General features: G+C 30.6%; 13 protein-coding genes. 1 reads left to right on the forward strand and 12 read right to left on the reverse strand.

What is annotated here, in order from left to right; translation table 11 throughout:
* Positions 1–49: 49 nt before the first annotated feature.
* The gene (locus H3S73_RS05645; RefSeq protein WP_198236895.1) at positions 50–1,630 is read left to right on the forward strand and encodes an alpha-glucoside-specific PTS transporter subunit IIBC; all 1,581 of its coding nucleotides are present in this window, start codon (positions 50–52) and stop codon (positions 1,628–1,630) included.
* Between the two features lie 173 nt (positions 1,631–1,803).
* On the opposite strand, the gene H3S73_RS05650 is transcribed toward H3S73_RS05645, so the two are convergent.
* From H3S73_RS05650 to H3S73_RS14000, 12 genes are all read right to left on the reverse strand, one after another.
* Complete coding sequence (locus H3S73_RS05650) at positions 1,804–2,646, reverse strand: hypothetical protein (protein WP_198236894.1); 843 nt, start codon at positions 2,644–2,646, stop codon at positions 1,804–1,806.
* Between the two features lie 351 nt (positions 2,647–2,997).
* A complete protein-coding gene (locus H3S73_RS05655) occupies positions 2,998–4,236 on the reverse strand; it encodes a M20 family metallo-hydrolase (RefSeq protein ID WP_198236893.1) in 1,239 nt (412 codons plus the stop codon).
* A complete protein-coding gene (locus H3S73_RS05660) occupies positions 4,226–4,711 on the reverse strand; it encodes an L-2-amino-thiazoline-4-carboxylic acid hydrolase (RefSeq protein WP_065736976.1) in 486 nt (161 codons plus the stop codon). The genes H3S73_RS05655 and H3S73_RS05660 overlap by 11 nt, the downstream gene beginning before the upstream one ends.
* A 38-nt stretch (positions 4,712–4,749) precedes the next feature.
* On the reverse strand, positions 4,750–7,131 hold the full coding sequence (locus tag H3S73_RS13995) for an ABC transporter permease subunit (RefSeq protein ID WP_232352940.1): 2,382 nt from the start codon (positions 7,129–7,131) through the stop codon (positions 4,750–4,752).
* A gap of 993 nt (positions 7,132–8,124) precedes the next feature.
* A complete protein-coding gene (locus H3S73_RS05670; RefSeq protein WP_198236892.1) occupies positions 8,125–8,562 on the reverse strand; it encodes a hypothetical protein in 438 nt (145 codons plus the stop codon).
* 994 nt (positions 8,563–9,556) lie between these two features.
* Positions 9,557–9,727 carry a hypothetical protein gene (locus H3S73_RS05675; protein ID WP_198236891.1) on the reverse strand — a complete coding sequence of 57 codons (171 nt, stop codon included), beginning with the start codon at positions 9,725–9,727 and terminating at the stop codon, positions 9,557–9,559.
* A 1,477-nt stretch (positions 9,728–11,204) separates the two neighbouring features.
* Positions 11,205–11,471, reverse strand: coding sequence for a YkgJ family cysteine cluster protein (locus tag H3S73_RS05680; protein WP_198228982.1), 267 nt, complete (start codon positions 11,469–11,471; stop codon positions 11,205–11,207).
* Complete coding sequence (locus H3S73_RS05685) at positions 11,468–13,039, reverse strand: hypothetical protein (protein ID WP_198236890.1); 1,572 nt, start codon at positions 13,037–13,039, stop codon at positions 11,468–11,470. The genes H3S73_RS05680 and H3S73_RS05685 overlap by 4 nt, the downstream gene beginning before the upstream one ends.
* A gap of 45 nt (positions 13,040–13,084) precedes the next feature.
* A complete protein-coding gene (locus H3S73_RS05690; RefSeq protein WP_198236889.1) occupies positions 13,085–14,173 on the reverse strand; it encodes a hypothetical protein in 1,089 nt (362 codons plus the stop codon).
* Between the two features lie 130 nt (positions 14,174–14,303).
* Entirely contained in the window at positions 14,304–15,179 is an 876-nt protein-coding gene (locus H3S73_RS05695; protein ID WP_198236888.1) for a WYL domain-containing protein, read from the reverse strand.
* 774 nt (positions 15,180–15,953) lie between these two features.
* Positions 15,954–16,298 (reverse strand): hypothetical protein, encoded by a 345-nt coding sequence (locus H3S73_RS05700; RefSeq protein WP_198236887.1) that lies wholly within the window; start codon positions 16,296–16,298, stop codon positions 15,954–15,956.
* Positions 16,298–16,519 carry a DNA/RNA non-specific endonuclease gene (locus tag H3S73_RS14000; RefSeq protein WP_370548783.1) on the reverse strand — a complete coding sequence of 74 codons (222 nt, stop codon included), beginning with the start codon at positions 16,517–16,519 and terminating at the stop codon, positions 16,298–16,300. The genes H3S73_RS05700 and H3S73_RS14000 overlap by 1 nt, the downstream gene beginning before the upstream one ends.
* Positions 16,520–16,673 lie beyond the last annotated feature (154 nt).

Raw genomic sequence — 16,673 nt, forward strand, 5'->3', positions numbered from 1 at the left:
AATAAATTAAAATAAATATTAATCAATTTGTTAAAGGATTAATGTCTATATGAGAAATACAATTCAACGCTTTGGTGCAGCAATGTTTGTTCCGGTTTTATTATTTCCTGCTGCTGGTATTTTATTAGGTTTAACCGTTGTTTTACTTAATCCCCATTTGTTTCCATTCGCTACAGAGGGTTCTACATATGTAAAAATTCTTGGCATACTACAAAAGGCATCGATGGTTTTATTTCAAAATATGCCAATGCTTTTCGCTCTAGGTTTACCTATTGCTTTAGCCAAAAAAGCGTCAGGGCGTGCAGTACTTGCAGCTTTTATTTCATATCTAACATTCAACTATTTTATTGGCGGGATTATTGATGTATGGAGTGAACAATTAGGGATAAATTATCAAATAGGACAAGCTGGATTAATTCAAATTTGTGGAGTTTTAACTTTAGATACGTCAATCGTTGGCTCAATTTTAACTGCAAGTTTCACCGTTTGGCTCCATAATCGCTTTTATGATTTACGGTTACCAGAGTGGGCAAATGTATTTACTGGAACCCCAATTATTGTCATTCTTAGTTTTCCTTTAATGCTAATACTAGCTATATTAACCGTTATTGTTTGGCCACCGATCCAAAGTGGAATACAAAGCCTTCAAGTTATTATTTTAAATTCTGGAGCTATTGGTGTTTGGCTATTTACTTTTTTAGAGCGAATTTTAATACCAACGGGTTTGCATCATTTTGTCTATGGTCCAATTTACTTCGGTCCAATTGTTACTGATGGCGGGACTGTAAATTATTGGATTTCACACATTTCAGAATTTGCAGATAGCACTAAATCATTAACAGAACTTTTCCCTCAAGGCGGATTTATGCTTATTGGTATGGGAAAGGTATTTGGTTGCACTGGCATCTCAATGGCGATTTATTCAACCGCCAAACCTGAAAATAAAAAAATGGTTTTTGGATTATTAATTGGCGCAACAATCACTGCAGTTTTGACCGGTATTACTGAACCTATTGAGTTTACGTTTTTATTTATTGCACCAATGCTATTTTTAGCTCATGCTCTTTTAGCAGCAACAATGGCAACAATCATGTTTATGTTTGGTGTATCCGGAAATTTCTATTTAGGTGTGATCGATTTCATCTTCCAAAATTGGTTACCATTAGGTGCGAATCATTGGGTTACTTATGTTATTCAAATTGTGATTGGGTTGACATTTACCGTAATTTACTATTTTGTATTTAAATTTCTAATCATCAAATTTAATTTAATGACTCCGGGACGCGCAGATACCAATATAAAATTGTTTACTAAAGCTGATTATAAAAATAGTAAACATAACTCAACAATGAATACCCAAACAGATGAGGAAGAAAAACAAAATGATGAAATTAGACAGAAAGCGATAGCTTTTCTTGAAGGTTTAGGAGGAAAAGATAATATTTCACATTTAACTAATTGTGCAACTCGGCTTCGTGTTCAAATTAACAATCCAGAATTAGTGTATGACGTCGAATATTTTCAAAGTAATGGTGCAATAAATATCGTAAACAAAGGCAAATCTATACAAATTATTGTAGGATTAACGGTTCCTCTTGTCAGAGAAGAGATAAATGCATTAATGAAATAAAACCAATCTAGTAAAAATGGCAATACAGATATCTCGCTATTTATATTGCCTTTTTGTACTAGATTATTTAACAAAAAAATTTAAATAACTGTTTATTGAATAATAAACCTGATTTCTTACCTCTTAATGATTAGCCTATATTTAATTATTACTTCAATAACTGCAAAGTATTTTTAATTAATATCGGTTGTATCACACAAATACTCTAACCATTTTTTAATATCAATTTTTTCACCGTTTTCAAACTCTATTTTACATTTAATATTCTCAATTGGTGCTAAAGTTCTTTTCTGTTTTGATACGTTTTTCATTAAGATTGCTTTATCATTATTATGAAAAATATAGTATTTTTCGATTTCAAATAGTTCGTTGTTGTTATTTATGGGTAAGAAGACTTTTGTCGGAGGATCAAATGTAAAAATATATTTTTCATTGAGAGATACTTGTTTTCGAACATGATCAGCAAATTTAAATATTTTATCTAATTCTAACTTTAACACATCCTTACATAAGGATTTGAAACTATAATGTGTTGCATTAATCGTAATTTGAATCGTCGATGTGAGTTCATTAAATGCAATTTGTTCAATTTTATGACCATTTGCAACAGACAGATAAAAGTTACCATCCTCTTTTAGAATTAATTGTTTTATATAACCACTAAAATTTTTGCTATTACCTGGTAAATTAAAATTTGCAAATATTGCATCACTTTCCCAAATAAGAGCAACACCTTGATTCATCCTATAATCCAAAAATTCATAACTTTTCTCATTATGTTGAACCGTTTTTATTACTTTCGGTTTGACCATTTTTTTAAGTAACCATTTATCATGAAACAGCCGTATGTTAATGAAACCAACCAAACAAACCAAAATAATGATCAATGAGATGAGTTTCAAATAAGAAACAGATTCGGGTATAAAAGCGTTGTTAAAATACCCCATCAAACTCGTGATAATGAAAACCAATGTAGAAACTACTAAAAACAACTTTATCGTTATAATCTTTTTCATCAATTTCTTTCCTAGACAAATCCAATTTATACTAATCCATATATTAATTACATATTATATAAATACCCAATTACTCAGCATTAGTTAATTTTTTACTGGATAAATAGTTAATTTAAATTAGTAAGTTAAATCCATTTTAATACAAACCAGCATTAAGTTGCTAGAATATAACAGGCAGATTTTCCATAATTTGCTTGGCAATAGGCTTTTATGTTTGTTGTATAACCATTATTGATAAACAACCTATTGATTAAGAGTAATGAAACAATTTTTTTCATATTTTATTATGGCAACTGATAAATTAGTATTGTCTAAAAATTCCCATTGCTATATTTAAAATAATTAAATAAATTATTGCGTTAAGTATAGTAATGTATCAAGTAAAACATCCGCTCCAGCTTTACACCATAATGTTGTTATTGATTCCGCTTCATTATGACTTATCCCTTTAATACAAGGAATAAATATCATTGAAGTCGGAGCGACTGTACTTAAATGACATGCATCATGACCTGCTCCTGAAATCATCTCAATGGCAGAATAATTATTTTTTACCGTTGCATTTTTTACAGCGTTTATACAGGCGGGATCGAAATGTATGGCAGGCATACTCAGTATTTTTTTGATTTCAAGTTTTAAATTTAATTTTTTTGTTATTTCAGATAATAAAGCGTACATTTGTGTTTCAAAACTTTCCAACAAATCTGAATCATAATGTCGTAAATCAATAGTAAAAAAGCAATGTCCAGCAACAACATTACGAGAATTAGGACTAACCGTTATCATACCAACCGTTAAGCGAATATCTTTACTATCTGAATTCAAAGCTAATTGATTCAAAGCGGTGACACATTCAGATAAGCCGACAACTGCATCTTGGCGCATATTGACGGGTGTAGTTCCTGCATGAGCAGCCAAACCAGTCAAATTTACTTCGTACCAACGTTGGGCAAATGCACCTTTAACAATACCAATAGTTTTATTTTCGAGTTCCAATATAGACCCCTGCTCAATATGAGCCTCGATAATAGCTTTAATAGAATAATTTTCAGTATTATCACTTCCCAAATAGCCTATTTTTTGTAAAGCTTGTTTTACTGTAATTCCTTGTTGATCTTTAATTACATAAGCGTCTTCAAGTTTTAGTTTTCCCGTAAAAACAGCGGAACCCATCATGGCAGGTGCAAAACGTGACCCCTCCTCATTCGTCCACATGACTAGTTCAATGGGATGATTGGTCTTAATATTAAAATCATTCAATGTTAATAGCACTTCCAAACCAGCTAATACGCCATAAATGCCGTCATAACGCCCCCCTTTTGGTTGACTATCACCATGAGAGCCTGTCATAACAACGGGTAAGTCCTTTAGACCATCTCTGCGTATGAAGATGTTTCCAATTGCATCAATGCGTACTTTGAAGTCAGCAGATTGACTAATTTGAATTAATAAATCACGTGCTTGTTTATCTAACATTGTTAATGTTAAACGACTCACTCCACCATTATCCGTTCTACCGATTTTTGCAAAATCATCTAATAACTTTTCAAGACGTTTTATATTAATTTGGGGCTGTATATTATTCATCATTTTTAACTCGCAGACAGTAACGAAAATCACAAATACCATCACCCATCATAATTGTATGAGGACGGTCTAAATTAACTTGTGGTGCATAACCTTCTATGAATTTACTATCACGGTTACACGATAATAGAAAACCGATTTCAGCTAAGCCCATTTCTTTATACATTTCGGCATATTTACAGCGATGTACATTATAATCATACTTTTCATGGCTACTCTCAACAACAGTGATTGTTAATGCATCATCTTGTTCCCAAAGATGTTGTAATGCTACAAAACTTTCAACACTAGTACCATTGGGTTCTTTAGCAGCAAACTCCTTTCCTGCGTCAATAGCTGCTTTTGCAACAGCTTCTTCAATAACAGCTTTAGCTGCCTCTTTACCGTAATTTCTTATTAATATTTCATAGATTGGCTTGATTATTTCGGCTTCGATTTTACGACGATGTAAAATACCAATTTCGGGAAATTCCTGCATCACTTATACCTCATTTGATCCTATTCATGTTTATCAAACTAATGTTCATTCTGATTTAAAAATTGTTGTAAACGTTTATCATCACTATTTTTTAAAACATCAGGATTATCATCATGGATTATCTGACCTTTTTCCATAAAGATAATACGATTAGACACTTTGAATGCAAAAGACATTTCATGGGTGACAATTAACATAGTCATGCCTTCCGTAGCTAATTGTGCAATTACTAGCAAGACTTCATTAACCAGTTCAGGATCCAGAGCTGAAGTAGGCTCATCAAATAACATAATACTTGGCTCCATAACAAGTGCTCGAGCAATTGCAACTCTTTGCTGCTGTCCTCCCGATAATTGATGCGGGTATTTATTGGCATGTTCTAGCATTCCAACTTTATCTAATAAAGCCAATGCCAATTGTTTGCTGTTTTCGAGATCCTTATCATGATATTGAGGTGCTAAAAGTAAATTTTCTAAGACCGTTTTATGGGGAAATAAGTTATAATTTTGAAAAACCATACCCAAGTGGACAATGCGGTTGTAAAATTGTTTATCATGTAATTTTCGTCCCTCAATAAAAGGAATGCCTTCAAATAGAATGGTTCCTTCATCCAAATTCGATAACCCGTTTATGGTTCTTATAAGGGTTGTTTTGCCTGAGCCTGATGGTCCAATTATTGAAATAACATCTCCCCAATTCACATTTAAATTTATATTGCTTAATACTTTAGTATGTTCATAACTTTTATTTAAATGCTGCAACTCCAATACATACTTACTCGTTTTATTTGTTGATAAAGAATCACTCTCTTTTTTGGAAACGGAATCAAGGGTAATAAATTGGATTTTTTCGTTGTTAGCCCTTTTAGTGACATCTAAATAAACCTCAAAGCGTTTAATTAACCAAGTCACGATTGTCACGATTGCAACGTAGTAAATAGCTACGATCGTTAATGTTTCAATTACCAGAAAATTACGAGTATAAAGTTGTTGGCCAACTAATAGAATTTCTGTTAATGAAATGACAGACACTAATGATGTTAATTTTATAATGGTGACTAATTGATTAGTCAGCGGTGGGAGTGCTATTCTCAATGCTTGGGGAAATACAATTTTAGTTTGAATCGCCCAGTATCTTAATCCTAAAGCTCTTCCAGCATCTATTTGGTCGTTTGAGACAGCTTGTAACGCACCTCGATGAATTTCTGCCATATAAGCACTTTCACTCAGAACTAAAGCGATAAGCCCTGCCCAAAAAGGATTAGATAAAATGATACTACTTGCTTCCCAAAATCTTGGTAAACTATAAATATAAATTAGTAAAACGAGTAATGGCAAACTTCTAAATAACCAGATATACAATGATGTAACTTTGATTAAAATAAACTGTTTTGAACGATTACCTAATGCCAATAGCAAACCAAAAAGTAGCGCACTTATCCACGCCAAACAACTTAAAGAGATAACTGTAAAACTGGCTTTTACAAAATTTGGATTGATTAATTCGTTAAAGAAATAATTCCAATTAAAGCCTTTTTGTTCGATCTTATTGTTGTTTTTTAGATTGCCATCTAGATCCGTTGCGATATAGTCTAAATTGTCATTTAATAAAGTTTGACTAGGATAAGCTAAATTATATTTTTTAAGCAAAGCATCATACTGTCCAGACTGTTTTACCATTTTAATAAGATCGACCAGATTCTGTTTAAACACCAGATCATTTTTACGAACGGCTAAACCGATTAAAACTGGATTAAGCATGTTCTTACTGGTAATTTTCAATGTATTGTTTAGCTGATTTATAACCATATTGGCTACAGCTGCATCTTCATATTGAACATCGACACCATGTGAAAGCAGAGCTTGTGAGGCCTCGGGAGCGCTTGGATACTCTTTCACAACAATTGGATTCAACTTGTTAGGTTTGCAATATGTCTGACTAACCTGATTTATGGTTTCAATCCACGCAGCCCCTTTCATTGAAGATACCCTTTTACCACATAAATCTTTTAAAGTTTGCGGGTTAAAATTATCATCTTGTCGAACAAGCAAAACGCCACCAGTTTGTAAATACGGAATAAAATCAACCTGTTTAGCACGCGTCGCATTTACATATAATGCACTTGCAACAACATCATAATGACCTGACTCAAGCCCAATAATGATATTTTCAATTCGAGTATCATTAAAATTAGCTATTTTATGGGATTTTTCTGCCAACAATCGCATAAAATCAGGATCAAAACCTTCAGCTTGATTGTTTTCTAAATACGCAAAAGGTGCATAAGTCAAATCAATACCAACGTTTAATACATCAGATTTTTCGTCGATAGCCGCTATAGCTAAAGGACTTATTAAGATAAAAATATAGCCAACAATAATTCTTAGAATTTTTTCATTAAATGATAGGAAAGAGAACATAACTTTTCCATCCTTGTCTGATTTCAATACAAAAATAGATTACATTGATGTTATTTGGATGAGTTTGATTATAATTAGATAGAAATATTTAAATAATAATAAATAGTTATATTGTTATATCATTTAAGTATATAGACTAAATAAGTAATCAGATTTCGGTAATTTGAGTAATGACGGAGAGGATCATGTAAATATTTATTATTAATCAAATTGATTAAATTCTTAATAATTTTGGTTAGAATATAAAAAAACAAAAAGACTTTTATCCTTGCATGTGGTTTTCAATTCTTTTAATAGTTTATTTAGTCAATGGGATCATTTTGATAGTCATTTTCATATTTGCGTATATCAAATCAAAAAGATTCTTTAAGTTATTTCAATAATATATCCCATTTTTTGCTTAAAAAGATAGTATTAATGGATGAAAAAACAAGCTTTAAGCGTTGTGTTAACTAGTTTTGAAAATGCTTCAAGAATTTAAAAAAATGTTACTGTTGATTGATTTTGTGCAGCAGTTAGACTTGAACTGACACGCATTTAAGAGAGATTTTTGAATTCTAATGTCATGCATTTAGAACCAAAAAATTAATGATAATCAGGATATAATTGACCATTACCGAGTATAGCCGGACACAACCGCCGATATACCGCTCATTCTATTTTATGGCAATCAGTAAATAATTTAGCCATACTATTTTTGGCGACTGGGTAGTTGATTGATTTTCACATAAACTCAATAAGTTTTTACTCTATCTTTAAGCGTTAAACTGTACAATTGATACCAAGTGTTAACAAAATCAGATATTCTTCACCGATCTTGTTTTTTAGTCATCCATTGATTAGTTGCGGTTTACGCTTTTATAGAGTTTTATAGGCTATGCCCTCACCCTCATCTTTTGTAATAAATGATTCACGGATTAGTCCACCACCTTAAAAAGCTTTCTGAAACAGCCATTTGCCGTTTTTTTCTTATTGACATTAGAGTATATTGATTTAAAAATCATTAGTAGAGATTTTGTCGCAAATATCTTTAATATGGTACGACGATGACATTGTCTTTTTATCTTTAAATGTGAATCGGTTAACCCACTCAATATCCTTTTCTTTAAAAAATAAAACCAACTCCTCATTTTGACAAAGTTCTTCATCAAACAATAATTCCGAAAATGAATCTACACCTTTTTGACTAAATTTAACGCTTTTAGCTTTATAACGATAATCGTAAATTATTGATCGATCTTTTGAACTTATATTTGTCAATGATATTTTATCATCAACTTTTATTGGAAAATTGCCATAGGTTTTATTTAAATCCTTTTTTACCGATGAAGCTAATTCTCTTGCTAGTTTGCTTTCATAATCTGCAAAACCAGAAGATGTAAATAAAAGACATGCTGCTAGTGATAAAGTCGCTGTAATAATTTTTTTCATGATTCTATCCTTGAATAAATCTCTATTTTATTTTTTAAATGCACAATTTTTTAATAGTACCAATTCATTTTCTGTTATTGCGTTTTCTTTCTTTAATTTTAAAATACACTCTATTTCCGCAAACATATCACAAGATAAAATAGCTTTTTTATTGATTGTAGTCCATTTATACTTAGTTCACCCTAGTCTGTTAATAACTAAGAAGCGTTTACTTCAGTTTCAATAGTACATCTCAAAACAATATCTGAAAGTAAAGTATTGTATTTTAATTACAATAACACTTGTAGTTGTATCTCAGTTCTTACATAACCTTTTTAAGTTGTTAACTTGAAAACCTTTAAATTCTAGAAATAACAGATTCGCAATCATCAAAATGGAGCATATTTTCCTTTATTGTAAAAAGGTCTACTCAACCTATTAAAATATTGAAACTGTATTATATATCTTAAAAAACATATCTAATTGCTTTAAATAAAACCAAATAAACACTATTTAAGGAAATAATTTATCCTAAACAAAATTTATCAATAAGTTTTGATAACGCTAATATGATTGTTGACAAATACACAAAACATTCAGTTATGAAAGTTAAAATAATCAAAGATCATGTTTTAAAGGGTTATGAGCCGATTTGTAAAAGAACATCGAATTAGGAATAAAACTTCAAGACGACAAAATACATCAGGAGAAATAACCGTAATAACATTCTGAATTAATTTAGAATTATATTAAAATTCTGGTTAATTTAATTAGTAGTTAAAGGGTATAATAATCAATGAAATGTCCACACTAAAATCAAAAACCACAATTCGCATTAGTAAAAGAATCAGTAGGATAACAGCCAAACAATATCTGTAATGTACTAATATTGACTGTAGCCACTCATTTGTTACATTGTAATCAGTTGTGACAACGTTAGAGCCGAGCGATATACCAAACTATACAATTATTAATATTCCCCTATCACAAAAAATTATGCAGCATCATAACAAGGCTATGCTCCACCATCGTTGGTATTGGTATTCATTATCATTTTATACAAAAGCTCATGTAACAAACACAAACCAATTTTGACATTTTTTTCTGACAAATCAGAGTCAATCATCAATCTGCTAACAAACTCTGCGCGCTCTAATTTAATATAGTTTTTGGTTATTTCATCCATGCTTACACTCTAATACTGTTTTTTTATACAGTGCATTAGGTGCGGTAAGTATTTTCAAGAAAATTTTCTAATTTATCTATTACAAATATATGTTTCAATTAAATATATATGTAACCATGTTATTTCTTTTAATAAAAAATAGATAAAAACGAATAATAAATATCGATAAATGGAAATCAATCGCTATTTTATCGCCCATGGTGAAATATTATACAGTAGAAAACTAGACAGCACTCAGATTAACCATTTGAGTTTATTGAAATTTATTAACTTAAAAAGTATGTTATAAACACTTTTAATTAAAGAAAGTTAATAATTTAAAATTCACTTCGTATACCTAAAAAAAATGCTCCTTAAATTAGATATTTTTAGTACTTATTTTTTTGATTAAAAGTCGATTTTTCGCAGATATAAAAATTTGACCAAAAGTCAGTCCTCACATTTGAACATTTAAGAAATTACTCTCCCTCATTAAAATAATATAAAAACTGTGATACTATACATTATTTCTTGTAAGCATTGTTATATAAGGCTTAATCCATGTATGGTTTATATTTTTACTGTCCATAAAAACCAAAAAACCGCCAATCAAGGTGGTTTAAACAATAACAGACAATTTTTTGGATGTTATCAGTGCTGTTTTCAAGTTTTCTAATCCTAAAATAAAAAGGTTTCTAAGACTAAAAACTTACCTATAAATTTAACTGATTTAATAGAGACCGAACAAAAAGTGAAATTAATGGGACATTAGATAATATTACTAGAAATTTGTTAGAATACATTAATAACCTAAAAGGTACTTGTTCTATTTCATAAGCGGGAATATTGACTTTAAAAAATTATGAGAAATTGTTAGATACACAATATGAAATAGCAGAAATCATAATTTCATCAATCCAGAGTCAATTTTAATATAAAAATATTGATTCAAAATACTTAACCACACTATTAATACAGGAACTTATTGCCCTCTTTAACTGTATTTCTTCATAATACAGGAAAAAACTACCATTATTTACACATGTAACACATTTATCAGATATAGCTACATTAATATACTTAAATCATAAAGTATAACCGTTACCCATTATAAAAATATTTGCGTAGTAAAGTTAAAAAACTAATCAAAATGAAGAATAAAGAACGTTTAGTATTTTTAAAGAAATAAAGAAACTAAAATATAGCTCAATTACAAATATTGATTTAATTCTTACTTATGTTATAACTTTATAATAACACTCAAGTTCCGAAAATCAATCTACCTGTAATCAAGAAGTTTAATATACTCGTAGCTCAACTAACGCTACGTCACAATTTATATATTACCGATTTAAATAACCTTTTGTTTAAAAAATATCGGGACTGTCTAAAATAAATACAAAATAAATTCAATAAAATAGATATACAATAAATCATTTCAATTTAGAAAATATTTAGAATGTCATAACTAAGATTGAAGAGTTTTTCTTTAAAATTTTTATTTAGATAATAAAATACGGCAGGCTATTTGATTTAATTCAATAAATTCCTGCCAAGTATATTTATTTTTGTAATTTTTTTTATATTGTTCATCTACTCGACAAATATCTGGGCGTACATCATAAATACGACATAATTTTAAATGCTGATTATAAGCAATACAAATACCATCTCCTCGATCCAAAAATTGGGTTTCTAGTGATAAATTTACATGACAACAACACATGCCACATTTATCACAAGGAAAAGGTGTTAAAAAACTCATAATGAATTTAACCACGATTTTACGGAATCAGGATTTCCCATTTCATATGGTAATTCAATATTCCGCTTATCAATTTCCTCTTTTAGTATAAAACTTCGTTCAAGTTCATTATTGACTGAAGATAAACGTAATGAAAAGAGCTCAAGTTGTTCGGTATCAATGTTAAATTCTAATTGGTAAAGTTCTAATAGGTAACAGTCTAATTTTTTATTAACTTCACGATAAAAATCAAGTCTTTTAGTGCTGTTATCAGAGAATTTATCTAAAAATGACCAAATCTTCTGACAAATTTCGCCAGTTTCAAGATAATAAGTTACCCCTAGTGTAATAATACCCGTAACTAAGGTGCTACAAAAAGTGGCTATTTCTGCGCCAAAAGGGAATGTAATAACTTGAGATAACATTGAGTTAATCATTACACCACATGAGACAGCTATTCCTGCACCAACAATTTTACCGACTTCTTTTATTAATTGACCTAAAGGTAATGATTGAGGATTAAAGAATATTAATTTAATTGCTTGTACTAAGTTTCCCCAAATCTCTCGAAGTATCTTCACGATCTGTTTTTGTGTTGTAAAAAAAATATTAATCACGGTGGTACTAACGCTTGATAACACTCCACCTATTGCCGAATCTTTAAAAGCTATAAAAAATGTATGGAACTTCTTTTTAATTCTATGCCATATATTGTTAAATGTACTCATTAAATCAATTATAAAACCATTGATGGTAAAATATTGACGATTTCGCTCATATATATCAGGAATTGATTCTTTTAGTTCAAACCACACTTCAGCCAAAATCAGCCCCAGCATTTGCCTTGTGCCCATTTTAAAACCTGAAATAGCAGCCTGTTTAGTGATATTTTTTAAAAATTTACTACTGGTATAATATTTACGATTTATCTTTTTATTATAATCTGCTCTCGCTTTTTCATCGATTTTTTTCATCTTTGCTAAATCAGCATTATCTATATTTTCTAATTTTTTTAACTCTTTTTGCTCTTGTTCGGTTAAATGAGGTTTATTTTTGAGTTCAGCTTTTTTTTGTTGTCTTTTAATATGCTCATTTTGTAGTTTCAGAGTAAACTGCTCCATCGACTTATCTTGCTTCTTTTTATTAATATTTTCATTAGTAAAACAAAGATTTGATTCAGCATTTGCTAAATCTTCCCCTCTCATATCTGCTAAATTTATACCTGCATCATCATGAATCTCATTTCCAGATATAACGTGATCTAGATTTTTTATCTCATTAATACTAAAAACTTTACCTGTATATTCATCACATAACTTCCCTTGTTGATGAGCAATTTTACCTTGTTTATTTTTTGCAATATAATTACGGTGTGAATGATATTTATGAGAATCATATTTCCCACGATTATCATATCGCTCTTTTTCCTTTTCAGTCGCGTAAATCCCCTTTCTCACATTATAGATAGTATCGACATCACCGCCATTTTTATCTTTAAATAATAAAAAATCTAATCCAAAAGAAGTCGCTAGTGATTTAACAACAGTTTGATGAAGCTCGTGACTCCAGTCTATTTCAGCTTTATACATAGACGTTCCTTAGAAAAGGGCCGGAAAATATCCGGCGATATATAATTATTTTAATAAAATTCCATTATATTTTTTAGGCTGTTCAGTTAAAACTGAATCTAAAATTGTTTCATTAATTACACTTCCACCATCTTCATCAGTTTCGAATTGAATTTGTCCATCTTTAATAACCGCTTTTCCATCTTCATCAACTTGGGGTTTAAAAATCGGAGTGGTAATAATTTCAGTCATAATGGCCGCCAATGCATACCCGTTATCAATCTTCTGAAGACATTCTTTAGATTCATCAATTGAGATATCTTCCCCTTGATGACGCTTCATAATAGTTTGATGCATTGTTTTTAAGGCATCGAAATATTCAATAAAAGTATTATTAATGATAGTCAGTGATAGATTAATTCGCTGTATATAATTAGTTATTTTGTTGAGTCGTGCTTCGGCCAAGTCCATTTTTTCTAAGGCTTTATTAACTTCTTTGCTTTGTTCTTCTGCATTCGCTAATGCTTTTTCTGCATGTAATGCATAAGCCAAACCAGCAACAGCTAAAATAGGGGCTGCGGCGGCGGCACCTAATACCATCGCACCACCAGCCATTCCCCAACCTCCAGCAGCAAGCGATCCGCCGCCAATTGCAGCCATTGTTGCATTGTAGGCAGCGGCACCTGACAATGCTGCAATAGGGGTACCTGTTGATGCTGCAGCAAATGCCATCACTCCACCATAAACAGCAAAACTTGCAGCAGCACCGGTGGCGCCTGCAGCAGCTACTGTTGCTAAAAATTCAGTCGTAGAAATAGAAAGATCACTAATTTTCTTTAATTGGTTTGATGGGATAGTCAATTTTTGGTTTTTATAACCACTTTTTTCTAATTTTACTAATAATTCCTTAGCTAATTTCTCAAATTCACCAATTGATTTACCGATGCTCAGTTCCAGATCACCAAGGTTATATAATGCTTCATCAGTATTCTGTTGTATTTTATCAAGTTGTTCTTTTCTGTTATTATATTTGTGAATTGCAGATTCCTGAATTTTATCGGCTTCTTGCTTAGTTTTATACCCATCATATGCTTTTTTTCCACCAAACGCTGTTGCCGCAGCTGCTGCTCCAATAATTATTAACGGTAATGCCATGTTTGTTTCCTCACTTAAATTACTAATGCTAGATTCTTTCACTATTATTTTTATCAACTGTTATTACTCTACTAAACTGAAGAATAAAACCTTTTCACCAAAACTTCTGACCAATGCCATAAGTTCTGGTTCACTTACATGTGGTAATCGTTAATGTAATATCACCATTATCTAACTCATCTATTTTTTGTTGTTCGGCACATACTCGTTCTTTTATATAGTTTGAAACATCTTTTCTAAACTGTATGGCAAAGGTACGAGGTTCATGCCATGGTAAACCAAAAGTATTTGGATTAGGATCAGGAATAGCTATACAAATTTGATGTTTAATTAAGTCTAATTTTTTTATACGGTGAATAGCTAAACACATTGTATTGATTAGTTCTTTGCCTGCATTGTTAGTGCAAGCACCATAAACATATAAAGCGTTATTCATTGCAATAAGTTTTTTGGGTATAAAATAATGATTTTTTCCATTTGGATTATTATCGGATAAATAATGAAGATGACAAAAATATTGAGATCTGATGCAGGTTAATAAATTCTCAATGATCAAATCATGTGTAGAATAATCAATCTTTCCTTTGCTAAAAAAAGCGATGGATTTATTTGTATACGGAAGTTTTTCAGAATCCAGTTCTAACAAAAGTGTTGATAATTTCAAAATGGTTTGATCTAAACGCTTAAAAATATTTTGCGGAACAAAAGCTTTGGAAAGTTCCTGGCATAAACTTAGATAGTGCAGTTCCTGATAATCAAGTCCTAACTTATTATGGTGTTTAGCTTGCAAGCGGTACCATCTGCGCCCTTTATCAAGCCCCGTTTGAAAACAACTAGCACTTGATTGCTCTATTTCATTAGCTAATCGCATAATTGTTTGTGCAGAACAATTTAGTAGTTTACCTAATTCAGATTGATAATGGCACTTATCTTCCGAAAATAATATTTGGTACATACGTAATAACTTTTGCCCTGAACTACTATCTTGGTCATGTTTTATTGCCATATTAAAAGTCCATTTGTAAATCTATAACTATTCCAATAGTACATAACGAATAACAAACACTATATCAATGTTAGTTTCCACAATATGGAAACTGAAGAGTTTTTATATGAAAAATTTATTTCAACATTGTCAATAAAACAATTATCATCATGTAATTTCTCATCAATAACCATTTATTTTTTTCATGGGCTAACAATTCATAATCTTCCGTGCTTTTTACTACCTGTGGTTTTGAATAAACTTTTTGTAGTCTATTATATTATCCATTTAAAGCTGATGGCGTTAACTCATACTCTAAAACTAAATCATTGCGTGTTTTACTTTGTCGATAAAATGTTATCATCTTTAGTTTAAAATAATTAAAATAGGTTCGACTTTCTCATCATTTTATTTTTCTTTTTTTAAATAGTTTACCTTATCTCTTAAAAAAATTATACGAATTAGTGTACGTCATATAAATATATCAATTTTTCTTAAAAGTTCATCTTCCTGATATGAAAAAGAAAAGCTTGACTGAATTCACTATTAAAACTTGTCGTTACAAAAAATACTTCTGTGTCACTATCTAAAAAGTCGAATTCTAAATATACTCCAAAACAAGAAAATTCTATACTAAAAGCAAAAGTAGTTAGTGCTGATATATCCGCTTATCCAGCGAATATATATTTTGAATCTGAAAATCCGATACTATTTTTGGTGGATATATTTTAGAAAGATTATGAATTTCATTACAAATAGATAAAAAGGTTTTATCATCATCTTTAATGAATAAGATTACCTTTCAATAAATGGCTCATATTTAAATTTAATATCAATTTTAGCATTTTCAATATCGACAGTAACAATACAGCCTACCCACGCTGGTAAACCATTAGTTAAGTTATTATCAATACTGTATTGTCTTAATTTCACTAAATAATCTAACATATCGCGATTAGCTCTAGCGCCTCCAAGAAATCGTTTAATATCATTTGATTTATTTATATAATCAAATTGACACTTACAATGATCCTCGTCAGGAGACAGCTCAGCTTTCATTATGACTGCTTTTGCTCCCTCAGGAGCTATATTGAATAGCAGTTGGCCAATTTCATTATAAATACTATTATTTTTTAACATTATTTTCTTCTAGGTGCATTTTTAAATGTGTGTTCAGATAGAGTCTCACCATCAGTTGAAGAGGTTATATAAAAGCTTTCAGGCCTTAAACTCGTTCCTTCATATAAAGGCTCTATCTTAACATAGACTATTTTAGCTTCTGGCAAGTTTTTAACCCATCTATTTTCTAGAGCTTTCCACTCGCCACGATTGAGATTTGAATTCATTGGCAGGAAGTTAATTTTTTCTTATGATCCATTTAGTTAAGATGCAATTAAGCCAAATTCATGTAAAACTTGCCATGCATCCTCCTACTTGTTCAATAATGAATATTTGCGCCAGCTCGCTATGGTCGCGAATGTTCGACGTTCAGCCTAGACGCAAATAATAAGACTT

Source organism: Gilliamella sp. B14384G12 (genome assembly GCF_016101825.1).
GTDB lineage: Bacteria > Pseudomonadota > Gammaproteobacteria > Enterobacterales > Orbaceae > Gilliamella > Gilliamella apicola_N.